The organism is Pseudoalteromonas sp. 20-MNA-CIBAN-0454 (assembly GCF_040308685.1).
GTDB classification, from domain to species: domain Bacteria; phylum Pseudomonadota; class Gammaproteobacteria; order Enterobacterales; family Alteromonadaceae; genus Pseudoalteromonas; species Pseudoalteromonas nigrifaciens.
In genome coordinates this window covers 1-23,036 of sequence record NZ_JBEOOB010000022.1, presented here as the reverse complement: position 1 = coordinate 23,036, position 23,036 = coordinate 1, and the positions used below count along the sequence as shown (strand labels likewise).

Here is a 23,036-nt window from a genome sequence, read left to right as displayed (position 1 = left end):
GCAGCAATTCGGTGTCTAAAGGAGGAACGAGTTTAGGCGCCGAATTGCTGCGCATATTTCGCAACCCAAAACCGTTCAATAAATTGGAGTCTGGCTAATCACCCGACTAGACTTGTAAGTCCTACGCTAAAGAGCTGTTTAATGTTACAACAAAGTATTCGTTATAACAACGAAACAGTATAGATATAAAGCTCGAAAACAGTTAGATCTCACAATTGGAAGCTATTAAGTTAAGTTTTTGATTTTATAGTTCTAAGTTTTATTTTAATCGTAATTTTATGATTTTTAGTACAGTTATTTACAGAACTCCAAGTAAGATCCTTTTTGCCATTCTGGCAAGTGGATAGCTAAAGATGATTTTTGGCTTTGTCTTGGTGTTTGATATGAGCTAAAGCTTAGTTTAGAGCTTTAGCTAACTCGTTCTGGCTTTAAGTTACACTCCATGAATAATGCCTAGTGCTAATACCTTGTAATAACGGCTTTACCAGCGAACCATAAGCCTTTTACTTTGAGTATGAGTTCACCGGTAATCCCCCCGAAATATAATAGCCTTGTAAGTACTTACTCGCTTTTTAGCCACTAAAAACTTTATTCAGGTTTTGTCGCGCTGGCGAGTCGTGTTAAACGTAACATGGGTGGTTAATTTTTACGTAGGTTGGGTTGATCAAAGCGAAACCCAACGAAAAAGTATGTTATCAATTAATATCGCTGTTTTGCATTATCGATTGGTTGTTACTCACTCGCTTTAAGTTGAGCATAAAAAAGCGAGTAAATAAATTTACTCGCTTTTTTATTTAGCCTTGTAAGCCCTAAGCTTATGCCCCTGGGCCACATTCCATACATGAATTTACAATGTCTGGGCCAAATTTAAGTTTGGCGTTTAAGTCGCGCAGCGCTGTGCGTAGCCCTTCTTCGATCACTGGGTGGTAATAAGGCATTTCTAACATTTGTGGTACGGTCATTTTGTTTTGTACCGCCCATGCTAGTAGGTGAGCTAAATGCTCGGCTTGTGGGCCGATAAACTCTGCCCCTAAAAATAACCCTGTGCCTTGCTCTGCGTAAACACGCATGTGCCCTTTGTTTTTAAGCATGACGCGGCTGCGGCCTTGGTTTTCAAAGCTTACTTCGCCTATTTCAAAACAGTCGCAGCTGCCTAAGCGAGTGGTGATCTCTTTATAACTTTCGCCAACCATGGCTATTTGCGGGTCGCTAAATACGGCGGCAATTTTTGCTCTGCGTAATCCAGGTTGTACATCTGGGAAGCGTCCAGCATTTTGGCCTGCAATTAGGCCTTGATCGGATGCTTCGTGTAATAGTGGCAGCATATTACTGGCGTCGCCTGCGATAAATATATTTGAATCGCCACATTGCATTGTTTTAGCATTAGCAACAGGTACGCCGCGCTCATCAAGTTCAATACCGGTGTTTTCTAAGCCGAGTTTATCTGTGTTTGGTACGCGCCCTGTTGCGGCAAGTACGTAGTCAAATTGTTCGGTGTGTTTAGCACCTTGTTTGTCGGTGTAAGTAAGCTGCGCTTTGTTGTCTACTTGCATCATGTTGGATACGTTTGAGTCGGTATCAACAAAAAATTCTTCGGCAAATACGGTGTTAGTGTAGTCTTTTACTACTGGGTCGGTAAGGGGGCCAATTGCACCACCAACACCAAATAATTTTACTTTAACGCCTAAACGGTGCAGTGCTTGGCCAATTTCAAGGCCTATAACACCTGGGCCAAATACGGCTACTGATTCTGGAAGGTCGTCCCAGTCAAATACGTCGTCGTTTATAATTAATTTGTCGCCAAAATTATTAAATACGCCAGGGTATGAAGGGCGTGAGCCGGTTGCTATAACAAAGCGTTTAGCAGTAATTATGGTGTGATCATCTATTTGTATGCGGTTTGCGTCTAAAAATTTAGCATAGCCACGAATTTTGTCATCGCTTGGAAGCTCATCTACAGCTTCTACTACAAATCCGGCAAAGCGGTCGCGTTCGCTTTTAACGCGTGCCATCACTTCTTTACCATTAATACGTGGTGCAGAGCTGTGTACACCAAATGCAGGTGCCATTGTGATTGAGTGCGCAGCTTCAGCAGCTGCAATTAATAATTTACTCGGCATGCAACCAACTCGTGCGCAGGTAGTGCCGTAAGGGCCTGATTCGATCATAAGTACGTTATTTGTAAATTGTTTAGCATTACGATAAGCACTTAAACCAGCAGTACCCGCACCAATAACAACAACGTCGGTTTGCAATTCTTTCATTATTTTTTCCTTATAAAAGAGGGGCAACCAGTGCCCCTATTTATATTTCCTAATTGAGCAAAATTATTAATTAAGCAAAGTATTTTTCTAAATCGTCTGAGCCACCAATGTGCTTACCGCCAATAAATACTTGTGGAACGGTTTCACGGCCAGATACTGCTTTAAGGCTTGTTAGTGATGCGCCTGAGCCCATAACAATTTCTTCAAATGCAAAGCCTTTTTCTGTAAGAAGCGCTTTAGCTTTTGAACAGAACGGACAACCAGGTTTAGTAAATACAGTTACTGGCTCTGGTTTAGCTTGCTTAGGGTTGATGTAATCAAGCATTGTATCTGCGTCAGATACTTCAAACGGGTCGCCTGGTAAATCTGGTTCGATGAACATTTTGTCGATCACGCCATCTTTTACAAGCATAGAGTATCTCCAGCTGCGCTTACCAAAACCTAGGTCGTTTTTGTCTACTAACATGCCCATGCCGTCAGTAAATTCGCCGTTACCGTCTGGTAGTAAAGTAATGTTTTGCGCTTCTTGATGCTCAGCCCATGCGTTCATTACAAAGGTGTCGTTTACCGATAAACATACAATTTCGTCAACGCCGTTTTGCTTAAGTACGCCAGCTAGTTCGTTGTAACGTGGTAAATGAGTAGACGAACACGTTGGTGTAAATGCACCCGGTAGTGAAAATACAACAACCGTTTTACCTTTAAAAATGTCGTCTGTTGTTACTGATTTCCATTCATCGTTTTGACGAGTTGCAAATGTAACGCTTGGGATTGTTTTACCTTCAATATTGTTTAACATAATTTTTGTTCCTCTTGATTTGTTGATAGCCATTATGGCGGTGATTTAAATATAGTTCCAATCGTTTGTTTGTATTAAACTGATAGGTATAAGCTATCAGCCTGGTAATGAATATGAACTTAAAAGATTTAGAGTATGTAAAAGCCATAGCGCACTTTAAGCACTTTCGTAAAGCGGCCGATGCGTGCTTTGTAAGCCAGCCTACCTTAAGTGGCCAAGTAAAAAAACTTGAACAGGAGCTAGGTGTTACTTTATTTGATCGCTCTACTAAGCAGGTAACATTAACCGCTAAAGGCGAGCGTTTATTAACACAAATTAATGTTATTTTAGAACAAACACAAATACTTAAAGAGCTTGCTGCTACGTCAAACGAGCCGCTCCAGGGTAAGTTAACTATTGGTATTATTCCAACCATTGCGCCTTATTTACTGCCGGTATTACTCACTTCAATGAAAGAGGCGTTTATTAATAGTCGCTTTTCGTTTATTGAAATGCAAACCGCTACAATTTTAGAAGCGCTAGATAACGGTGAGCTCGACTTTGCAATTTTGGCTGATGTACCCGAGCTCAAAAAGTACCATAGCGTTAATTTATACAAAGAAGATTTTTTAGTGGCTGTATCACACGATAATTCATTAGCTCAGCAAAAAAAAGTAGCGCTGCGCGAATTACAAGGATGCAGCCTATTAATGTTAAGTGATGGCCATTGCTTTAAAGATCAAGCCCAACAGTTTTGTTTTTCGGCAGGAGTTAATGTGTCGAGCCAGTATCAGGGTAATAGTTTAGAAACATTACTGGCGCTGGTGGCTATGGATGACGGGGTTACATTTGTGCCTAAATTGGCTTGTACTGAGCGCGTAGGGGTTAATTATTTAGCTATTTATCCTAATCAGCAGCGCAATATAGTATTTGCATGTAGAAAGCATTACCCGCATTTATCGGGGGTTGAGCAATTGGGTGAATGGTTGTCGGCTCACCCTAATTTAAAGGCTAAATTAACTAAATCGTTGAATTAAAGGTTTTGGCTAACTATTTCGACTATATCGTTAATTTGCACGCCCGGAAGTGGTGCATTATTAATGCTTACCGCAATGGCACTTTGTTGATACAACTGCTCAACACGAATGCTATTAAGGGTAATTACTTTATGCGGCATAGTATTGCCTAAAGCGTCTGTTAGGTAATTGTGGTGTGCTATGCTTAGTAGTTGACCCTTTTTAAGACCATGTGCTTTACCTAAGTTAATCACTATGTTGCCCTGATCAAGGTGCATAATTTTTCCTTGAGTAGGCAAGCAGGCCATAGCTGATTGTAAATCGTAACTTAGCGTTTGGTTTATATCGTTTATGCTTTGCCCATAGGGTGATTGCCAAAACATACTACTGTTAACATCAACAATAGCAGTTTTTTCAAATGGCCAAATAGCTTGGTTTTTATAGCTATTTTGCCAAAGCTGTTCATAAGTAGTGCCATCAAAAAGGGTAAACTCTATTTGGTAACTACGTTGATAGCTTTCGTCTTGCCAAAAGGCATAGTCGCTATTGAGCTTATCGCTAGTTGATAGGTTGGTTATTTGGCTTAATAAAACGTACTGCGCGTTACTACGCGAGGAAATATCTTCTAGTTGCGCATTAGAGTAGTCGTGTTGCTGCGAAAAATACTTATCGACCTTTATTGCGTTATTGTAATAAGCGATTGGTACAGCGCTCATTTTTGACTTTTGCAATGCGGTATAAATATTTTTGCTAACCGCTTTATCTATGTCAAATATTTGACCCATGCGGGCTTGTTCACGATGATTAAGCTGGCTTTGGGTAACGGCCACAAACTTTTTAAAACTACTTTGTGGGCATTGCTCTGTTTGCGCAAAAATATCTAAGCGTAGTGTAATAGCTAGCTGATTATTATGACGTTCTTCGCTCACAAGTTCTATTTTTTGAATTTCGCCATGGCTGCTTATTTTAAGCTGATCTTGCATTAGCACGCCGTCTACTAAGGTTTGCACCGAGCTTACCCGCGCACCAGAGAACACTAACGCTTGTGTAATGGCATCTTTAATTGCTGCAGATTTAGCTGCGCCTACATCGCTACTTTTAACTTGTGCATGGCCGGTCGATTCATACCACTGCGCTGCAGTAAAAGGCGAAAACGTTAATAAAGCAGTTGCGCTTAATCCTGCAAATACCGATGATAAAAACGAATTCATACATTTACTCCAGTTAAATTTTAGCTATTAGCATAAGTTACACAGCAAGGAGCGTACCAATATTATTTGTGAGTAAACACCACTTAAGTGTCAATGGCATTAAACCTGCATAAGTATCGTATAATTATTTAATTTGTTTTTTAGGGCTAGGTACTATGCGAGTAATGCCATTACTTATCACGTTAGGATGCATAACCTTAAGCGGTTGTAGCAATATGTTTGATAAGCACGTTGAATACAAATATGTAGAGCCAAACAATTATCCGGTATTAAAAGCCGTGGGTTATGCACCTATTAGCCTGCAGTCGGGTGTTAATAAGTCGCAAAAGCAGTTAATGGCTATTAAAGCTTCTAAACTTGAAGCGTATCGAGAGCTTGCAGAGCAAGTGTATGGGCAACAAATTACCGCAGGTACTACAGTTGCAGGTTCAATAGCACAAGACGATTACCTACAAAGCAAAGTGCAGGGCATTATTAAAGGCGCACAAGTTATAAAAGCCTACGCGGTAGACGACACCTATATAACTGAGCTTGAACTAAATATGAAGCGCGTGCACGACCTGTACATAGGCGAAATTAAACCCCGAGAAGTTAAAAAAGTAACTTATTACTAGCCCCCTAAAAACGTTAGTAACTCTAAAAACAAAAAAAGCCTTAGCTGATCAACAGTTAAGGCTTTTTTATTATGTAGGACGTTATTTTTAATTAAGTTTTTAAATTAAGCTTTTAAATTACGTACCAAGTTATTATCGGTGTTTATTACACTACCGGCTTGGTCGTAGGTCATAGAAGAGGGGGCACCAATTAAAATATCTTTTAATTGTTTAACGCTTAATTGTGCTTGATGCGCTGCGTGGGCATTTACTTCATTTTGCTTTTGGCATTGCTCAAGCTTGCTGCGTATTAGTTTAATTAAATCGGTGATCTCGGTTGTTTGCTCATCGTTATTGGCAATCAACTTGTTGAGCTCTTTATCGAGGTTGCTTAGCGTGGTTAAAAAAGACATTTTTTGTTGGGCAATTTCTTTTAAACCTTCACCACGGCGCGAGGCAATAGATGTTAGCTCGTCATTTAATAAAATATTAAGTGATTCTAAGCAATTGTGTTGCTCATTTAGTTTAATGGTAATTAAACTATTGTGATCAGCCATAAACGTTAAACTCAAATTCAGCTAGGTTTTTTGCAAGTTTTTCGCTGTCTATTTGGTATTTACCCTCAGTGATTGCTTTTTTAAGCTCTGCCACTTTATCGGTATCAAAACCAGGAGACTGCTGCGCTTTATCTTGCAGGGTTTTTAGCTGTTTAGCTTGCGGGGTTAAGCTTACAGAGTCGCTGGCAGCTTTAGGCGCCGAAGACTGTGCAGCTTGCGTATTTGCATTATTTCTTTGTATATCAACTTTTTGCTGCTTAGTGTTAGTTAACACATTTGCTTGTTGATTACCTTTATTAACTTGACCGACCATAATAATAAACCTGTATATTACCCAACTAATGCCAAGTTATCGGCATATACATAAGATACTTTAGTATAAATTTAAATTATATATTAACTTGTACAGACTCTACACCATCTACGCGTGCATTTAAAACTTTACCGGTTTTTTTGTTTTTTACTTTAACTTGCTCGCCAAGGCTACCATCTTCAAGTGCAATACCGGTTGTTTTAACTTTTAAGCCCTTAATATTAGCATTAATATTTACAGCATCGCCTTTGCACACCATGCATATTTGGCTCAATAAAAGTGGCATTCCGCTGCGTATATTTCGTTTACTTCGGCTGCCTATTAATAATGCTGGGTTATCTAAATATTGTACTCTGATAAAGTGAGTTGAGCGCATTTCAATACTTAAATGCGCCGCAGTTATTACTTCGCCGCGAGCTAAATTTACATTAGCAACTACAACAGGAGCCGTTTCGGTTACTCTTACGTGTACATACTGGGCCCAGTTGTTAGTGTCGTTACATTTTATTTGTAATGTTACTTGGCGATTAAAAGGCGGATCGCTGGGGAGTAATAACTCAGGCTCTGATTCGCAACTGCGATCGGGAGTGCGGGGGTCGAGCGGTAACGCACTAAGCTGTATTTTATTTTCATCAAGGTTGTTAATTTGCGCAGCAACATGAGTTATAGCCATTTGTTGTAATATGTCTTTGCTAAATACTTTTGCCTCTAAAGGCAAAGTTAAACAGAGGCTAGTAAGAACATAAAAAACACTGTATCTTCTGATTTTTTTTAACAAACTCATAATGTTTCGGCTATGCTTATAGGTTAAAACAGGGTATAAATATTTAGCGTCAAAAAGTAGACGCTCCCGTTGTATTATGTGACTTTATAGATTCAAAGCAATTATCGTTCCGTATAGTTTGTTTTTTAGGAGATTTGAATGGCAGGTATTTTAGACTCAGTAAACCAACGAACCCAGTTGGTGGGGCAAAACCGCTTAGAGCTACTACTATTTAAACTCAGAGGGCGTCAGCGTTTTGGGATTAATGTGTTTAAAGTGAGAGAAGTACTGCAATGTCCTCCTCTTACCAATATGCCAAAATCAAATGCTTACATTCGTGGTGTTGCCCATATTCGCGGCCAAACTATTTCGGTTATCGACCTTTCTATGGCTGTGGGTGGGCGTCCAATTGAAAATATTAAAGACAGTTTTATAATTATTGCTGAATATAATCGTACCGTTCAAGGCTTTTTAGTTGGCGGTGTAGAGCGTATTGTAAATATGAACTGGGAAAAAATAATGCCGCCACCGCCAGGTGCAGGTCGGTATTCTTACTTAACTGCTGTAACTGAAATAGAAAACGAATTAGTTGAAATTTTAGATGTAGAAAAAATATTAAACGAAATTTGCCCAGTTAATACCGAAGTAAGTGCCGATGTTGCGGCTACACAAGGTGACATTAAAAAAGATTTAGGCGAGCGAATTGTTTTTATTGCCGATGACTCAGCAGTAGCACGAAACCAAGTTAAGCGAGCATTAGAGCCACTTGGCGTTCAAACTGAGCTTGCCAAAAATGGTAAAGAAGCACTTAAACGATTAAAAGAAATAGCTGAACATGACTGCGTAAACGATATTACAGAACGTGTAGGGTTACTTATTTCGGATGTAGAAATGCCTGAAATGGATGGCTATACATTAACCGCCGAAATAAAAGCCGATCCTAAATTGGCACCATTACATGTTATTTTACATACCTCGTTAAGTGGCGTGTTTAATCAGGCCATGGTTGAAAAAGTAGGTGCAGATGACTTTATTGCAAAATTTAATCCCGACGAACTCGCAACAGCAGTAAGAAAATGGGTTCATTGTGATTAATAAATATAGGTGTTATTGATTTGAATAGTAAAGATTTACAGCAAAGTGAATACGATCAATTTCGCTTATTTTTAGAACAACAGTGCGGTATTGTATTAGGCGAAAACAAACAATACTTGGTTAAAAGCCGTTTAGCGCCGTTAATGAAGCGATTTAATGTTGAGTCTTTGTCACAGCTAGTAAATAAAACCTTGGGTTTGCATGAGCGCCAATTACGCGCTGCAGTGGTTGATGCAATGACCACCAATGAAACCCTATGGTTTAGAGATCAATATCCGTTTGAGTTATTAAAAACTAAACTGTTTCCAGAGTTTAAAGGGCTTAACAGGCCATTAAAAATATGGTCTGCGGCAAGCTCTTCTGGTCAAGAACCATATTCAATTGCTATGTCGGTTGCTGAGTTTCAGACAAGTTCTCCTGGGGTTTTACGCATGGGAGCGCAAATAGTGGCTACCGATATATCAAATACTATGCTGGATATGTGTAAACACGCCGAGTATGACGCGTTAGCACTAGCAAGAGGGCTCTCGGCCGAACGCCGCAAAAAGTTTTTTAAAGACAGCGGCAATGGTATGGCTCAGGTTATCGACCCAATAAAAAAGCAGGTTAACTTTAGACACCTTAATTTACTCGACTCATACGCGCTTTTAGGCAAGTTTGATATTATATTTTGCCGCAATGTGTTGATTTACTTTGCACCAGAAGTAAAAGCAAAAATTATTGCTAAATTTTCTCAAGCACTTAATCCTAAAGGTTATTTACTTTTAGGTGCGTCGGAATCAATGAGCGGTTTAAGTAATGATTTTGATATGGTTAGATGTAATCCTGGTATTATTTACCAAAAGAAATAACTGCAAGTGTGGTGAAGTGCGAGCAGTTTGCACATATTAAGTTTTATTTTAAACGACGCATTTAGCGTCGTTTTTCGTTTTAGCGATAAGCAAGTAATTAGCCAAGCTTTGTGTATTACCAAGCACTGTGTATAAGTTATAGCTTCGCACCTCCCTTTATTTTAAGCGCATTGTGCCAATATGTTTAAGCAAATATATCCACAAAAAGGCTATGAAGTGCTGCACTTTAGAGAGGTAAAACCACTAGATTATATGTTTAAGTTACTCCTCATTTACCCTCATTGTTTTCTCTTTGTGCAAAATAATATTTAAATACTTTATTCACAAAGAGGCTAAGAGGGCGCTGCGCTTTAGAGAAGAAAAAATAGATAAATTATCTGTTTAAATCACTGCTCATTTACTCCCATTCGCATCCATTGTGCAAATGTGCTTTAGAGTTTTTAACTGCTGGCATTTTTTATAATAACTGTATTGGCTCATATCAATTTACTTATTGCCTTAAAATCTCCCTAAAACCTGCACTTTAAATAGCTATATTTAATCAGCTTAGTAAATAACATTAATCAAAAGTTAGTTAAATGGCTTATTTCTTGCTTTGTTCAAGTTAAGTCAATTTTTTGGAGATGGTTATGGCTATCAGTTTTGATAAAGCGCTTGGTGTGCACCCGCATGCTATGTTGATCCGTTCGCAAAGAGCCGAAATGCTCGCTACCAATATCGCTAATGCTGATACGCCGGGCTATAAAGCAAAAGATATAGACTTTGCCTCTGCACTAAAAACGGCAAAGTCACACCAACAAGGCGGCAATAGTATGGTTAGAACCAACAGTAAACACATTGCCGGTGGTAGTAAAGAAGTAGGTGGTTCAGAAATGTTTCGTAATGCAAATCAACCAGATACAGGTGATGGCAACTCAGTTGATATACAGGTGGAACGAAACTTGTATGCACAGAATGCTATGGAGTATCAGGCCAGCTTGCAATTTTTAAGCGGCAGATTTAAAGGTCTGAAAAAAGCACTCGGTAGCCAAGGATAATAATTATGAGTTTATATAATGTTTTTGATATTGCTGGTTCTGGTATGAGCGCACAAAATGTGCGTTTAAACACCACCGCAAGTAATATTTCTAATGCGAATACTATTAGTTCTTCTCAGGATAAAACTTACCGAGCGCGACAACCTGTATTTGCTGCTGAGCTTACTAAAGCTTCAGCATCAGCAAGTAATCCACAGGGCTCCGCTGTTGGCGTTAAAGTATTAGGCATTGTTGAGAGCAACAAACCATTACAAATTGAATATAACCCAAACCATCCAAGTGCGGATGAAAATGGCTATATCTATAAACCCAACGTTAATGTTGTTGAGGAGATGGCAAACATGATTTCTGCCTCTCGTTCGTATCAAACAAATGTGCAAGTTGCCGATGCAGCAAAGCAAATGTTAAGTAAAACACTGCTGCTAGGCCAGCGGTAACAGAGGGTAGGTTATGAGTAACGATATTAGTACATCTTCATCCTATTTAGACTCTTTACGGTGGCAAGAAAAACAAGCAGCCAGTAAAGACAAGAGTGATGCGTTAACCCAAGAAGATTTTTTCTCATTACTAACGCAGCAACTGTCGTTTCAAGATCCGAGTAAACCGGCTGATAACGATCAGATGATTGCGCAAATGACTAGCTTTACTATGGCTGAGGGAATTTCAAATTTAAACTCTAACTTTGAAGCTTTAGCTGCATCAATGACATCAAACTCAGCACTGCAAGCATCTACATTAGTAGGTAAGCAGGCGCTTTTAGAGTCTGACACGTTAGATTTAAATGAAGCAGGTGATGCACGAGGCTCAGTTGTTGCCGAAAAGCCAGTTGAAAGCTTAAAGCTTAGAATTGAAGACGAGTCTGGGCAGTTAGTTAGAACTATAGATTTAGGCTCGCAACCAGCAGGTGCAGTGCGTTTTGCATGGGATGGTAAAAATGAAGCAGGTGAGCGCTTACCCCCTGGTGAATATAAAATTAAAGCCGAGGGGAGTACTAATGGTGAGTTTTCGAGCCTGCCAATTGCTACCTTTAAAAATATTGAGAGTGTGAATATTAATGGTGCAAATGGCATCATTATTAACACTAAAGAAGGTGCGGTTAGGCTGACTGATGTTGCAGAAATCGCGTAAAAGATTCATTAGCCAGCGGGCTAAAAATTAAATAGTTTAGAGGTCAATTATGAGCTTCAATATTGCATTATCCGGCCTTGCTGCCGCACAAAAAGATTTAAACGTTACGGCAAATAATATAGCCAACGTAAATACTACGGGTTTTAAAGAGTCGCGCGCAGAATTTGCTGACGTGTATGCATCGTCGGTATTTAGTTCGGGTAAAACAAAAAATGGTGACGGCGTGCAAACGACTATGGTTGCACAACAATTTCATCAAGGATCATTACAGTTTACCAATAACTCGTTAGATTTAGCGATTACCGGTGAAGGTTACTTTGCAACCAGCCAAGACCTAGGCGCGCAAGATTTTACTTACACACGTGCCGGCGCATTTAAGTTAAACAAAGACAACTTTGTAGTAGATGCAAATGGCAGCTTTTTACAAGGCTTTCCGGTTGACCCTTCAACAGGCGATACTACATCAGTGAGTTTAAGCACTTCATCGGCTTTACAAATACCTGACTCGTCAGGATCGCCGCGTGCTACTTCGAGTGTGTATAGCTCGTTTAATTTAGATTCACGATCAATTGCACCTACAATTGCGTTTAACCCTACCGAAAGTGCAACTTATAATTCATCAACCTCAACAACCGTATATGACTCACTCGGTGAGCCACATGTATTGCAGCTGTTTTTTGTAAAAAGCGACCCTGCAGTACTCGGTAATGAAAATCAATGGAACGTGCATTCAACACTTGATGGTAAATCCTTTGGTGCCAATGGGGTTGAGCAAACAGCAGCTCCGTACACTCCTATGACTACTTTTAAGTTTGACTCAAGTGGCTTACCGCAAAGTACAGACGGCACGCCAAACGTAAGTAACACTTTTAATCCATTGTCTATTGCAGCTGGTGGCGGTGGTACAGCGGGGCTTTCTGATTTATTAACCAATGGTGCTACCTTCCCAGCGCCTGTTGAAATTAACTGGCGTGATGAAACCGGTACAGCTAATAAAATACCTACTCAATACGCAAGTCGCTTTGAAGTAAAAGCACTTGAGCAAGACGGTGCAACAGTTGGCCGTTTAGCGGGTATTGATATTGGCGCCGACGGTAAAGTTGTGGCTTCGTACAGTAACGGCGACTCAACATTTTTAGGCCAAGTGGCTATGGTGCGTTTTTCAAACTCGCAAGGTTTACAACAAGTGGGCAGCACAGGTTGGAAAGCGAGTATAGCGTCAGGCGAGCCTATTGCTGGTGAACCAGGCTCTGGCACCTTAGGTAATATCAACTCATCAGCGCTTGAGCAGTCAAACGTAAACTTAACTAACGAACTAGTTGATTTAATTAGCGCACAGCGTAATTTCCAAGCAAACTCGCGAGCGCTGGAAGTTAACTCAACAATTCAGCAAAGTATTCTGCAAATTAGATAAAGCACAATTTATTAATTTGAATATTCAAGGCTGCTTAATTGCAGCCTTTTTTGTTTATAAGATCAGGTTTGAGGCGTCAGGTATCAGGTTTTAGGTAGAAATTTAAAGAGCAGATTTTAGGCGTCAGGTATCAGGTTTTAGGTAGAAATTTAAAGAGCAGGTTTGAGGCGTCAGGTATCAACCTAGAACCTAGCCCCTAGAACCTCATCCCTATAATTTCTGCAGCTACCGGCGGTATACCACATTGCTTGGCGGTGCAGTTTTACTGCTGTATTTAACAATGGCGCATATATTGCATTTGTTCTTACAGAGATTTTTAAGTGAGTCGATGTTATGGATAAAATGGTCTACATTGCCGCGTCTGGCGCTAAGCAAAGCTTAATGGGGCTTGCCCTTAAAGCCAATAATTTGGCGAACGCAAACACTACAGGTTTTAAAGCCGACTTTGCCCAAGCTCGATCTATGCAAGCGTTTGGTGAAGGTTTGCCATCGCGGGTGTTTTCTATGGAAGAGCGCCCAGGTTCAAACATGACATCGGGTGGCATACAGCAAACCGGTCGCGAGCTCGACATTGCCATGAGCGATAACGCCTGGCTGAGTGTACAAGACGCCTCCGGCAACGAAGCTTATACAAAAGTAGGTACGCTTAATATTACCGCCGAAGGCATGTTAGTTACCAGCGGTGGTCGTCAAGTAATTGGCGAAGGCGGCCCTATTATTTTGCCAGTCCCGATTGAAAAAATAGAATTTAGTAAAGACGGTGCCATACAAGTACGCCCACAAGGCGCGCCGGCTAACTTTTTAGAAGAGGTTGATCGTTTAAAAGTGGTTGAGGCAAATAACTCAACACTTGAAAAAGGTAACGATGGTTTATTTAGACCAAAACCAAATCAAACGGTTGAAACCTCAGCTAACGTACAAGTGATAAGCGGCGCATTAGAAATGTCGAACGTTAATCCGGTACACGAAATGGTCGATATGATCAGCCATCAACGCCAATTTGAATTACAAGTAAAGCTAATGAAAACAGCAGAAGAAATAGATCAATCGCAAGATCAGCTGTTGCGCATAGTTTAACTTTAAAATGAGGACACGATTATGAATCCAGCATTGTGGATCAGTAAAACTGGGCTTGACGCCCAACAAACCGACATTTCGGTTATTTCAAATAACTTAGCCAACGCCAGTACGGTTGGTTATAAAAAAAGCCGCGCCGTTTTTGAAGATTTACTTTACCAAAACATTAATCAACCAGGCGGTCGCTCATCACAAGATACCGAAATGCCATCAGGTTTAATGCTAGGTGCTGGTGCCAAAGTGGTAGCTAACCAAAAAAACTTTTCGCAAGGTAATATGCTAACTACTGAAAACTCACTAGATTGGATGATTTCTGGTTCAGGCTTTTTTGAAGTATTACAGCCAGATGGCAATATTGCTTATTCGCGCAACGGACAATTTACCACCGATGGCGACGGGCGAGTTGTAACCTCGGGTGCGGGTTATGTGGTTCAACCAGAAATGAACGTACCCGATGACGCGCAATCAATAACTGTATCGCAAGACGGTGAAGTATCTGTACGAGTTGCAGGGCAGGCCGATAACGTGGTTATTGGGCAAATTACCATTAGTGACTTTATTAATCCGTCGGGCCTTGAGCCTATAGGGCAAAACCTTTACACCGAAACTGCGGTAAGTGGCGCGCCGGTGCAGGGTAACCCTGGAGTTGATGGGCTAGGCACTATTATTCAAGGTTCACTAGAAACGTCAAACGTAAACGTAACCGAAGAGTTGGTAAACCTAATAGAAACCCAGCGTGTTTACGAAATGAACTCAAAAGTAATTTCGGCAGTTGATGAAATGATGAGCTACATCAATCAGCAATTATAATATTTTAGAGGTTATTATGCGCAATATTATATTATTTGCAGCGGGTACTTTATTGTTAAGTGGCTGTGTGTCTACACAAAATAGTGATGTAGTACAAGACGATCCTTACTATGCGCCCATGTACCCAGAACCCAATGTTGAACCGGCAGTTGCTAATGGCTCACTGTTTAATACGTATTTATCGAACGACTTATACGCTGATAAAAAAGCACTGCGTACCGGCGATATAATTACGGTTAAATTGCAAGAATCTACGCAAGCCTCTAAAGCGGCAAAAACAGAAACTGATAAACAGTCAGACGCAAAACTCGACCCCGTTATTGGTTTAGGCGGATTACCGGTAAATATTGGCGGCGACAGCATTCAATTTGGTATCGGCAGCGACGCGTCATTTAAAGGCGACTCAAAATCAAATCAGTCAAATAGTTTAGCCGGTGATATATCGGTAAACGTAATGCGTGTTTTACCTAATGGTAACTTAGTTATTCGCGGCGAAAAATGGCTAACGTTAAACTCAGGCGAAGAATTTATTCGTTTAGAGGGATTAGTAAGGCCAGAAGATGTAACTGCAGACAATACCGTACAGTCAAATAGAATTGCTAATGCACGAATTCAATATTCGGGCAAAGGGCAAACTCAAGAAGCACAAAGTGCCGGTTGGCTAACACGCTTTTTTAGTAGCTCACTTTTTCCTTTTTAGAGGACATTCATTATGAATGTATTTAAAGTTTTTTGTTTAATGGTGTTACTTGGCTGGCAACTTCCTGCCATGGCCGAGCGCATTAAAGATGTGTCTATGGTTGAGGGCGTACGCTCAAACCAATTAGTAGGCTATGGCCTAGTTGTTGGCTTACCTGGTACGGGCGAGCAAAGCCGATTTACCGAGCAAAGCTTTAAAGGCATGTTAAACAGCTTTGGCATTACGTTACCAGCAAGCTTAAAACCAAAAATTAAAAACGTGGCTGCGGTTGCAGTGCATGCAGAGCTACCGCCTTTTAGAAAGCCCGGGCAAACTATAGATATTACCGTATCATCTATTGGTAGTGCAGGTAGTTTACGCGGTGGTACTTTACTACAAACCTTTTTAAAAGGGGTCGACGGCAACGTATACGCTATTGGCCAAGGTAGTTTAATTGTAGGTGGTTTAGGCGCAGAAGGGCTTGATGGCAGTAAAGTCGTTATAAACACGCCAACAGTGGGGCGTATTCCAAATGGCGCAACCGTTGAGCGCGCAGTTAAAAGCCCATTTATGCAAAACGACTATATTACTTTTAACTTAAATCGCCCAGACTTTACTACCGCCAAGCGATTAGAAAAAACCATAAACGATTTAGTAGGCCCAAATAGCGCCCAAGCACTCGATTCAGCGTCTATTAGAGTGATTGCCCCAAGAGACGCCTCGCAGCGCGTGTCTTACTTATCAACGCTCGAAAACCTAGAATTTACCCCAGCAGATACAGCAGCAAAAATTATTGTTAACTCGCGCACTGGTACTATTGTTATTGGTAAAAATGTAAAGTTGCAACCAGCTGCTATTACTCACGGTGGCTTAACAGTAACGATTGCAGAGCAGCTAAACGTATCGCAGCCTAATGCTTTTAGCGATGGCGATACCGTTGTTACCCAGCAAAGTATTATAGATATAAAACAAGACGACTCACGGGCATTTGTATTTAACCCCGGAGTGAGCCTAGATGACCTAGTACGCGCTATAAACGAAGTAGGCGCCGCGCCTGGCGATTTAATGGCAATACTAGAAGCCCTAAAAGAAGCTGGCGCAATAAACGGCCAGCTAGTTGTAATTTAAAACAACGTAATGCTATCGGTGGTCAGTTTTAAAAGCTGGTAACCGATGGCATTTTGCTTAACACCTTCCCCTCTGGCTCAATTTTTGCATTGCTTTATACATTATTCATTATTGTGTCAAAAAGCTGATGGAAACAAATCATCTCGATAAGCAAAACTTTTTTGATTTAGGTAACTTAAACGCTTTGCGTAAAGATGCCCTAAACAGTGGCGACGCGTCTAGTGATGCCTCAAAAGCGGCTCTCAAAAAAGCAGCGGCACAATTTGAAGCCATATTTACGCAAATGCTGCTTAAAAGCATGCGCAAAGCCAGCGAAGCCTTCGAAGACAAAGAAAGCCCATTAAATTCAAGTAGCGTAAAGTTTTTTGAAGAAATGCACGATCAGCAACTTTCATCAGAGCTCTCGTCTAATGGCTCATTAGGGCTTGCCGACTTAATAGTGCAGCAACTTTCTCCTACGGCAAAAAATTACACCCCAGCTTCAGTACTCAGAACCAGTAACGATCTTTTAAGCGATCAGCGTGCTGGCATAGAGTTGCCGCAGCAACAGCGTAAAAAAGCCGTAACCGAGCCTGTAGATAAAAGCGCTATGAATACCGAAAAGCCAGAAGTAGCTAAGCCAAACTTTGAAACGGCCGAAGAATTTGTAAGTTCGGTATGGGAGCATGCTAAAACAGCGGCTAAAAAAATTGGTTTAAACCCAGCCGTTATGGTGGCTCAAGCAGCGCTTGAAACCGGTTGGGGTAAGCATATTATTAATAAAAGTGACGGTAACAGCTCAAATAACTTATTTAATATTAAGTCAGATAAAAGCTGGCAGGGCGAAAAAGCCAACAAAGTAACCTTAGAGTTTGAACAAGGCGCTGCAGTTAAAAAACAAGCCAGTTTTAGAGCTTACGACTCAATAAAAGACAGCGTAAACGACTTTGTTGATTTTTTAACTCAAAACCCACGCTATCAACAAGCATTACAAAATACCGGCAAACCGGCAGCATTTTTAGACTCATTACAACAAGCCGGTTATGCAACAGACCCAAATTATGCGGATAAAATAAAGCGCGTACTTAACAGTAGCGAGCTAAAAAATATTGCAACAAACGTGATCCGCCAAGGAGTAAAGTAACATGTCGTTTAATTTATTAAACATTGCTAATTCAGGAATAAGAGCAAACACTGATCTGTTGCAAACAACCAGTAAAAATATTACTAATGTAAATACCGACGGCTATGTGCGCGAGCGTACAGAGCATGGCACCATGATCGGCAATCAAGTTGGCAAAGGTAATACCTACAGGTTACTTAATGAATTTGCACAAAAACAATTAAACCGAGACACCTCAAATAAAACGTTTTTTGATCAGTTTGTAAGTGAAGCAAACCGGGTCGATACGTTATTTTCGCAAGAAGCGAATAGCTTATCGACCGGTATTAATTCGCTATTTAATAACGTGCAAGAAGCGCTTAATCAGCCATCGTCAACGGTTGCACGTTCGTTAGTAATGACTAACGCCGACAGCTTAATAAGCCAAATGGATAGGTTGTCGGGAATAGTGCTGGATCAAAAAAATGTTGTAAATGAGCAGCTCGAAATATTCTCCGATGAAGCCAACACCTTAATTCAAAAAATAGGATCGTTAAACCAACAAATTGCTGGTGTTAATGGTACTAACAACGCATCAGCTGCAAGCGGCACATATAACGAGCGCGATAAAGCGATTCGCGATTTATCAGAGTTAATCGACATTGAAACGCTTGACGGCCCTAATGGTGAAAAGCTCGTTTTTATGGGCAGCGGTGAAGCGGTTGTAATGCAAAACGGCTCGTTTAACTTGTTTTCGATGCGCGGCGACCCCGATCCAAATTTTAAAGAACTGCGCTTAGATGTAAATGGCGGCAAAGCTGTGCCGCTTGAAGTTGATGCCAGTAAATTAAAAGGAAAAATTGGTGGTTTACTTGCCTTCAGAGACGATATTTTAGTACCTGCACAAAATCAAATAGGCCAAATGGGTTTAGCGTTGGCTGATGCATTTAATCAGCAAAATCACTTGGGAATGGATGCTAACGGTAAATTGGGTGGCGATATATTCAATATACCTACGGCAAAAGGCTTTGCCTATCAAGCTAATACCGGTGGTGCGGGTGTTAGTGCAACAGTAGAGCCCGGCAAAGGCAGTAATTTACCTGCCAGTGATTTTATTGTGACTTATACCGCAAATCCAAACGAAGTGAGTATTCAGCCAGTAGATAATAAAGGCGAGCCATTAGGCGCCGCTACAACAGCAACATTTGTAGGCGGTGAAATTAACTCGGCAAATAACCCTGGTGTTGATTTATTTGGCTTGCAGTTAACTATGGCTGGTGCTGGTAATGAAGGCGATAAATTTCAAATTAAGCTCAATTCAGAAGCCGCAGCAAATATATCGCTAACAACTGGGCGCGGTGAAGACCTAGCGTTAGCATCGCCAATACGCACCGCCGATGACATAAATAATACCGGTAGCGGCGCTATTTCTGCTGGCAGTGTGAGTAGTGTTACCGCTGGTGGTTTTACAACTACGACTCCTCCTGCACTCGCTAATGGAGATATAACCATTGTTAAAGCAGCGGGTACAAATGATTACTTAATTAGCGATGGAAACGGTGCCAATGTGCCAATTACTATTGCACCACCAGGTAAAAATGTTTTGGCTGGCCTTGGTGCTCCTTATGACGGTTATGGCTTTGATTTTGATATTGAAGGCTCGCCAGCAACAGGCGATAGCTTTACGTTAGAGTTTAACAAAGGCGGCTTTGACGATAACCGCAATGGCTTAAAATTAGCCGATTTACAAAATGGTGATTTGGTGCGTCAAAATGTTGTTTCAAGCTCAGATGCCGATAACCATAAAACGTTTAACCAAGCGTATGCCGGATTAGTAACCGACATTGGCGTGGTAACAGGCCAAGCTAAAACAAACGGCGCAGCATTCGACGCACTCGCACAGCAGTCAGAGGCTTGGTACGAGTCGTTATCTGGGGTAAACCTTGACGAAGAAGCGGCCAATTTACTGCGCTTTCAACAATCTTATGCGGCTTCAGCTCAGGTGCTTTCTGCTGCACGTTCTATTTTTGACACTTTACTTAGTGCCACGAGGTAATTATGCGTTTATCAAATAACTTAATGTATCAAAACAGCATTAATAAAATATTACAAAATCAAAATGGCGTAGCAAACGCACAAGAGCGAGTAAATACTAGGCAAAAGTATTTATCTACCTCAGAAGCGCCTGCCGACATATCGCAAGCTATGCTGTATACCAATAAAATACAAAGCAATGAGCAATATACAAAAAATATTAACCAGCTCAATGGCCGACTCAAAACCGAAGAAAGCGTACTGCAAGGTATTAACGAAAGTATTCAAGCGGCTAAAGATATTGCCTTAAAAGCAGGTAATGGCGCATACAGTAAAGACGACTTAAAGTCGTTAGCGTCGGAGCTAACCGAAATACAAAAAACGTTAGCTAATTTAATGAACACCCGCTCGGAAGACGGTAAATACATATTTTCAGGCTACCAAGACAGCACGCAACCGTATCAGTTTGATGCCGCTAGCGGAAAATATAATTACCAAGGCGATCAAGGTCAGCATAAAATTACTATTGCCGAAGGTGTGTCGATTAAATCTAGCGACAACGGCTACGACACCTTTGAAAAAACTAATGCACGCCTCGATGTATCATTTAATGCCGGAGATGATACAAGTACGCTTACGGGTTCTGTTTATGTAGATAAACAAGGTGTTTTCGATCAGTTTCATAAAGAGCAATATAACCCTGATCCAGACCCTTTAGTGTCAGCCACAGCAAATACTTTTAATGTAGTGGTTACTGCTGGTGCTAACCCTGGCGATCCGGATCAGTATGAAATTTTACGTGATGGAGTAGCGCAAATACCACCAGTTAGCGGAAATGTAACCGACGAGCCAATAGAGTTTGCCGGAATGAAAATTCAGTTAACCGGCGCTACACCTGGGCAGCAGCTCGATTTTAGCCTAGAAAAACCCCACAAAGAAAATGCACTAAATACGCTACAGGGCTTAATTACAGGTTTAAATAATGGCACGCTTGCGGGGGATGATTTTCAGCAAGTCCTTAACGATGGCGTAACGCAGTTACAAAATGCCAGCGAACAAGTTGTGTTTACCCAAGCGAGTTTAGGTGGGCGGATGAATGTACTAGAAAGAGTAACCGACTCTAACTCTGCGTTAGACATTCAAAATCAAAGTAATCGTTCAAGCCTGCTTGAAGTAGATATGGCTGCTGCAATTAGCGAACTCACTCAGCAAGAAACCGCACTACAAGCATCGCAAGCCACCTTTGGCCGCTTAGCCAAACTCTCGTTATTTGATTATATTTAAAGGTTAAGAGCAGGTTTTAGGTATCAGGTTTTAGGAAAAAATTAACCAAGCACGGTGTGAAAGAGCAGGTTTTAGGTAGAAATTAGCCAAGCACGGTGTGAAAGAGCAGGTTTTAGGTGTCAGGTATCAGGTTTTAGGCAAAAATTAACCAAGCACGGTGTGAAAGAGCAGGTTTTAGGTGTCAGGTATCAGGTTTTAGGCAAAAACAAGCCAAGCACGGTGTGAAAGAGCAGGTTTTAGGTGTTAGGTATCAGGTTTTAGGCAAAAACAAGCCAAGCTAGGCGTTTTTGTTGATGGAGGCGCGGTTTTATACCGCGCTTTTTGGTTTTCGACTATCTGAAATTTACTGTTCTTTGTGCAAATGGGTTTAGTAAATTTATTCACAAAGAGGTTATGAGGGCGCTACGCTTTAGAGAAGAAAAAACACATAAATTATGTGTTTAAGTTACTGCTCATTTACCCTCATTGTTTGCTCTTTGTGCAAAATAATATTTAAATGCTTTACTCACAAAAAGGCTAAGAGGGCGCTGCGCTTTAGAGAAGAAAAACATATAAATTACCTGTTTAAGTTACTCCTCATTTACTCTCATTGTTTTCTCTTTGTGCGCAATAATATTTAAATGCTTTATTCACAAAAAGGCTAAAAGGGCGCTATGCTTTAGAGAAGAAAAAATATATAAATTACCTGTTTAAGTTACTCCTCATTTACTCTCATTGTGCGCAATAATATTTATATACTTTGCTTACAAAAAGGTTATGAGGCGCTGCGCTTTAGAGAAGAAAAAACACTAAAGTAAAAACATGTTATACCCCGGTAATCGCCCCCGAATATTTCCACTAACCAAGCGGCAAAAAAACGTCACTATTTATTAACCTTCCATTATAAAGCTCACTTTCACTCTAAAACTCAGTTTAATATTTATATTTTTCATTAAAAACAATGCGTTGAGCTTGTTGGGTGAGTTGGCACAAAACCTGCTTTATTAACTACATCTAATAGTGGTTCCTGCAAAAGCATTTTGAACCACATCCTGTTTAACACTCGGAGATGGTAAAATGGCATTAACAGTAAATACTAATGTGTCGTCACTAAACGCACAACGTAACTTATCTAAATCAGGTCAGGGCTTAGCCACTTCAATGGAACGCTTAGCTTCAGGTATGCGTATCAATAGCGCAAAGGATGATGCAGCCGGCCTACAAATTTCAAACAGATTAACATCGCAAATAAATGGCTTAGCGGTAGCGCAGCGAAATGCTAATGATGGTATTTCAATGGCGCAAACTGCAGAAGGCGCTATGCAAGAATCGACTAATATACTACAACGTATGCGAGAGCTTGCCCTGCAATCTGCTAATGGTTCAAATTCAAGTGAAGACCGTGATGCATTGCAAAAAGAAGTGTCTGCCTTACAAGAAGAATTAACACGAATCTCCGACACTACATCGTTCGGTGGTCAGCAATTATTAGACGGGTCATACGGGACCAGAAGTTTCCAGGTTGGTGCAAATGCAAATGAAACTATTTCAATTAGCTTGAGTAATACAGCTGCAGAAAAAATAGGGAAGTATCAAACTAATGTTGGAATAGACACTGTTATTGGTGGCAATATTACCTTTACTACAGGTGATATTAACACAGATGTAGCTATTGAGCCTGGTGCAACCGCAACAGAAAAGGCAGAGGCAATAAATGCACTCAGTAATGAGCATGGAATTACTGCATCATTGGTAGAAGTAGAAGAGTATCCTACGACTCAAACTACAGCTATATTAGGACCTCCTAATGCAGATGGGGACATATCTTTTAGCTTAAACGGTACACCGATTACAGCACTGGGCGTAGCTACTACTGATCAGTCTGCTCTTGAGACTGCTATAAATGCTCAAAGTAGTACTACAGGAATCACAGCAACTCACGAT

The 23,036-nt window shown here is 40.7% G+C and carries 22 protein-coding genes; 16 read left to right on the top strand and 6 right to left on the bottom strand.

The features are described 5' to 3' along the window. Nucleotides 1-815: 815 nt before the first annotated feature. Together AAEZ22_RS11745 and AAEZ22_RS11740 are read right to left on the bottom strand one after the other, a co-directional pair. Nucleotides 816-2,264 (bottom strand): dihydrolipoyl dehydrogenase, encoded by a 1,449-nt coding sequence (locus tag AAEZ22_RS11745; RefSeq protein WP_350627829.1) that lies wholly within the window; start codon nt 2,262-2,264, stop codon nt 816-818. Between the two features lie 70 nt (nt 2,265-2,334). Then, a complete protein-coding gene (locus AAEZ22_RS11740; protein ID WP_011327453.1) occupies nt 2,335-3,063 on the bottom strand; it encodes a glutathione peroxidase in 729 nt (242 codons plus the stop codon). Between the two features lie 113 nt (nt 3,064-3,176). Here AAEZ22_RS11740 and AAEZ22_RS11735 point away from each other — a divergent pair, with 113 nt between their 5' ends. Beyond that, nucleotides 3,177-4,079: a LysR substrate-binding domain-containing protein gene (locus AAEZ22_RS11735; protein ID WP_041454354.1), complete on the top strand. Its 903-nt coding sequence runs from the start codon at nt 3,177-3,179 to the stop codon at nt 4,077-4,079. Here AAEZ22_RS11735 and AAEZ22_RS11730 read toward each other — a convergent pair. Then, nucleotides 4,076-5,269 (bottom strand): flagellar assembly protein FlgT, encoded by a 1,194-nt coding sequence (locus AAEZ22_RS11730; protein WP_011327455.1) that lies wholly within the window; start codon nt 5,267-5,269, stop codon nt 4,076-4,078. The genes AAEZ22_RS11735 and AAEZ22_RS11730 overlap by 4 nt on opposite strands. Before the next feature lie 155 nt (nt 5,270-5,424). Here AAEZ22_RS11730 and AAEZ22_RS11725 point away from each other — a divergent pair, with 155 nt between their 5' ends. Then, on the top strand, nt 5,425-5,883 hold the full coding sequence (locus AAEZ22_RS11725) for an LPP20 family lipoprotein (protein ID WP_011327456.1): 459 nt from the start codon (nt 5,425-5,427) through the stop codon (nt 5,881-5,883). Between the two features lie 104 nt (nt 5,884-5,987). Here AAEZ22_RS11725 and flgN read toward each other — a convergent pair whose 3' ends face one another. From flgN to flgA, 3 genes are all read right to left on the bottom strand, one after another. Next, on the bottom strand, nt 5,988-6,419 hold the full coding sequence (gene flgN / locus AAEZ22_RS11720; protein ID WP_011327457.1) for a flagellar export chaperone FlgN: 432 nt from the start codon (nt 6,417-6,419) through the stop codon (nt 5,988-5,990). Beyond that, a complete protein-coding gene (gene flgM / locus AAEZ22_RS11715) occupies nt 6,412-6,732 on the bottom strand; it encodes a flagellar biosynthesis anti-sigma factor FlgM (RefSeq protein WP_352297310.1) in 321 nt (106 codons plus the stop codon). The genes flgN and flgM overlap by 8 nt, the downstream gene beginning before the upstream one ends. Before the next feature lie 76 nt (nt 6,733-6,808). Beyond that, the gene (flgA, locus tag AAEZ22_RS11710; protein WP_011327459.1) at nt 6,809-7,516 is read right to left on the bottom strand and encodes a flagellar basal body P-ring formation chaperone FlgA; all 708 of its coding nucleotides are present in this window, start codon (nt 7,514-7,516) and stop codon (nt 6,809-6,811) included. A 138-nt stretch (nt 7,517-7,654) separates the two neighbouring features. Here flgA and AAEZ22_RS11705 point away from each other — a divergent pair, with 138 nt between their 5' ends. The 14 genes from AAEZ22_RS11705 to AAEZ22_RS11640 all read left to right on the top strand — a co-directional run. Beyond that, nucleotides 7,655-8,590: a chemotaxis protein CheV gene (locus AAEZ22_RS11705; RefSeq protein ID WP_011327460.1), complete on the top strand. Its 936-nt coding sequence runs from the start codon at nt 7,655-7,657 to the stop codon at nt 8,588-8,590. Nucleotides 8,591-8,610: 20 nt separating this feature from the next. Beyond that, nucleotides 8,611-9,441, top strand: a complete 831-nt coding sequence (locus AAEZ22_RS11700; protein WP_011327461.1) for a CheR family methyltransferase — start codon at nt 8,611-8,613, stop codon at nt 9,439-9,441. A gap of 629 nt (nt 9,442-10,070) precedes the next feature. Then, nucleotides 10,071-10,478: a flagellar basal body rod protein FlgB gene (gene flgB, locus AAEZ22_RS11695; protein WP_041454356.1), complete on the top strand. Its 408-nt coding sequence runs from the start codon at nt 10,071-10,073 to the stop codon at nt 10,476-10,478. Nucleotides 10,479-10,483: 5 nt separating this feature from the next. Beyond that, entirely contained in the window at nt 10,484-10,915 is a 432-nt protein-coding gene (flgC, locus tag AAEZ22_RS11690; RefSeq protein ID WP_011327464.1) for a flagellar basal body rod protein FlgC, read from the top strand. Between the two features lie 13 nt (nt 10,916-10,928). Then, the gene (locus AAEZ22_RS11685) at nt 10,929-11,606 is read left to right on the top strand and encodes a flagellar hook assembly protein FlgD (RefSeq protein WP_011327465.1); all 678 of its coding nucleotides are present in this window, start codon (nt 10,929-10,931) and stop codon (nt 11,604-11,606) included. A gap of 49 nt (nt 11,607-11,655) precedes the next feature. Next, a complete protein-coding gene (gene flgE / locus AAEZ22_RS11680) occupies nt 11,656-13,020 on the top strand; it encodes a flagellar hook protein FlgE (RefSeq protein WP_338411062.1) in 1,365 nt (454 codons plus the stop codon). Nucleotides 13,021-13,353: 333 nt separating this feature from the next. Then, nucleotides 13,354-14,097, top strand: a complete 744-nt coding sequence (locus AAEZ22_RS11675) for a flagellar basal body rod protein FlgF (RefSeq protein ID WP_011327467.1) — start codon at nt 13,354-13,356, stop codon at nt 14,095-14,097. 21 nt (nt 14,098-14,118) lie between these two features. Then, nucleotides 14,119-14,907, top strand: a complete 789-nt coding sequence (gene flgG / locus AAEZ22_RS11670; RefSeq protein WP_011327468.1) for a flagellar basal-body rod protein FlgG — start codon at nt 14,119-14,121, stop codon at nt 14,905-14,907. A 16-nt stretch (nt 14,908-14,923) separates the two neighbouring features. Next, nucleotides 14,924-15,607 carry a flagellar basal body L-ring protein FlgH gene (gene flgH, locus AAEZ22_RS11665; RefSeq protein ID WP_011327469.1) on the top strand — a complete coding sequence of 228 codons (684 nt, stop codon included), beginning with the start codon at nt 14,924-14,926 and terminating at the stop codon, nt 15,605-15,607. A 12-nt stretch (nt 15,608-15,619) separates the two neighbouring features. Continuing rightward, nucleotides 15,620-16,714: a flagellar basal body P-ring protein FlgI gene (locus tag AAEZ22_RS11660; protein ID WP_309216912.1), complete on the top strand. Its 1,095-nt coding sequence runs from the start codon at nt 15,620-15,622 to the stop codon at nt 16,712-16,714. A gap of 127 nt (nt 16,715-16,841) precedes the next feature. Beyond that, entirely contained in the window at nt 16,842-17,837 is a 996-nt protein-coding gene (gene flgJ / locus AAEZ22_RS11655) for a flagellar assembly peptidoglycan hydrolase FlgJ (protein WP_179807094.1), read from the top strand. Between the two features lies 1 nt (nt 17,838). Further along, nucleotides 17,839-19,851 carry a flagellar hook-associated protein FlgK gene (flgK, locus tag AAEZ22_RS11650; protein WP_352297306.1) on the top strand — a complete coding sequence of 671 codons (2,013 nt, stop codon included), beginning with the start codon at nt 17,839-17,841 and terminating at the stop codon, nt 19,849-19,851. Between the two features lie 2 nt (nt 19,852-19,853). Continuing rightward, nucleotides 19,854-21,113, top strand: a complete 1,260-nt coding sequence (gene flgL, locus AAEZ22_RS11645; protein ID WP_352297303.1) for a flagellar hook-associated protein FlgL — start codon at nt 19,854-19,856, stop codon at nt 21,111-21,113. A gap of 1,056 nt (nt 21,114-22,169) precedes the next feature. Continuing rightward, a partial coding sequence (locus AAEZ22_RS11640) for a flagellin N-terminal helical domain-containing protein (protein WP_502935264.1) occupies nt 22,170-23,036 on the top strand: 867 nt, incomplete at its 3' end.

Excerpts from the sequence above, each read along its gene's own strand:
- AAEZ22_RS11745 (WP_350627829.1), bottom strand. The coding sequence starts at position 2,264 with ATGAAAGAATTGCAAACCGACGTTGTTGTTATTGGTGCGGGTACTGCT.
- flgG (WP_011327468.1), top strand. The coding sequence starts at position 14,119 with ATGAATCCAGCATTGTGGATCAGTAAAACTGGGCTTGACGCCCAACAA.
- flgC (WP_011327464.1), top strand. The coding sequence starts at position 10,484 with ATGAGTTTATATAATGTTTTTGATATTGCTGGTTCTGGTATGAGCGCA.
- AAEZ22_RS11730 (WP_011327455.1), bottom strand. The coding sequence starts at position 5,269 with ATGAATTCGTTTTTATCATCGGTATTTGCAGGATTAAGCGCAACTGCT.
- flgK (WP_352297306.1), top strand. The coding sequence starts at position 17,839 with ATGTCGTTTAATTTATTAAACATTGCTAATTCAGGAATAAGAGCAAAC.
- flgN (WP_011327457.1), bottom strand. The coding sequence starts at position 6,419 with ATGGCTGATCACAATAGTTTAATTACCATTAAACTAAATGAGCAACAC.
- flgH (WP_011327469.1), top strand. The coding sequence starts at position 14,924 with ATGCGCAATATTATATTATTTGCAGCGGGTACTTTATTGTTAAGTGGC.
- flgM (WP_352297310.1), bottom strand. The coding sequence starts at position 6,732 with ATGGTCGGTCAAGTTAATAAAGGTAATCAACAAGCAAATGTGTTAACT.
- AAEZ22_RS11735 (WP_041454354.1), top strand. The coding sequence starts at position 3,177 with ATGAACTTAAAAGATTTAGAGTATGTAAAAGCCATAGCGCACTTTAAG.
- flgL (WP_352297303.1), top strand. The coding sequence starts at position 19,854 with ATGCGTTTATCAAATAACTTAATGTATCAAAACAGCATTAATAAAATA.
- flgA (WP_011327459.1), bottom strand. The coding sequence starts at position 7,516 with ATGAGTTTGTTAAAAAAAATCAGAAGATACAGTGTTTTTTATGTTCTT.
- AAEZ22_RS11705 (WP_011327460.1), top strand. The coding sequence starts at position 7,655 with ATGGCAGGTATTTTAGACTCAGTAAACCAACGAACCCAGTTGGTGGGG.
- flgJ (WP_179807094.1), top strand. The coding sequence starts at position 16,842 with ATGGAAACAAATCATCTCGATAAGCAAAACTTTTTTGATTTAGGTAAC.
- AAEZ22_RS11685 (WP_011327465.1), top strand. The coding sequence starts at position 10,929 with ATGAGTAACGATATTAGTACATCTTCATCCTATTTAGACTCTTTACGG.
- flgB (WP_041454356.1), top strand. The coding sequence starts at position 10,071 with ATGGCTATCAGTTTTGATAAAGCGCTTGGTGTGCACCCGCATGCTATG.
- flgE (WP_338411062.1), top strand. The coding sequence starts at position 11,656 with ATGAGCTTCAATATTGCATTATCCGGCCTTGCTGCCGCACAAAAAGAT.
- AAEZ22_RS11660 (WP_309216912.1), top strand. The coding sequence starts at position 15,620 with ATGAATGTATTTAAAGTTTTTTGTTTAATGGTGTTACTTGGCTGGCAA.
- AAEZ22_RS11740 (WP_011327453.1), bottom strand. The coding sequence starts at position 3,063 with ATGTTAAACAATATTGAAGGTAAAACAATCCCAAGCGTTACATTTGCA.
- AAEZ22_RS11725 (WP_011327456.1), top strand. The coding sequence starts at position 5,425 with ATGCGAGTAATGCCATTACTTATCACGTTAGGATGCATAACCTTAAGC.
- AAEZ22_RS11675 (WP_011327467.1), top strand. The coding sequence starts at position 13,354 with ATGGATAAAATGGTCTACATTGCCGCGTCTGGCGCTAAGCAAAGCTTA.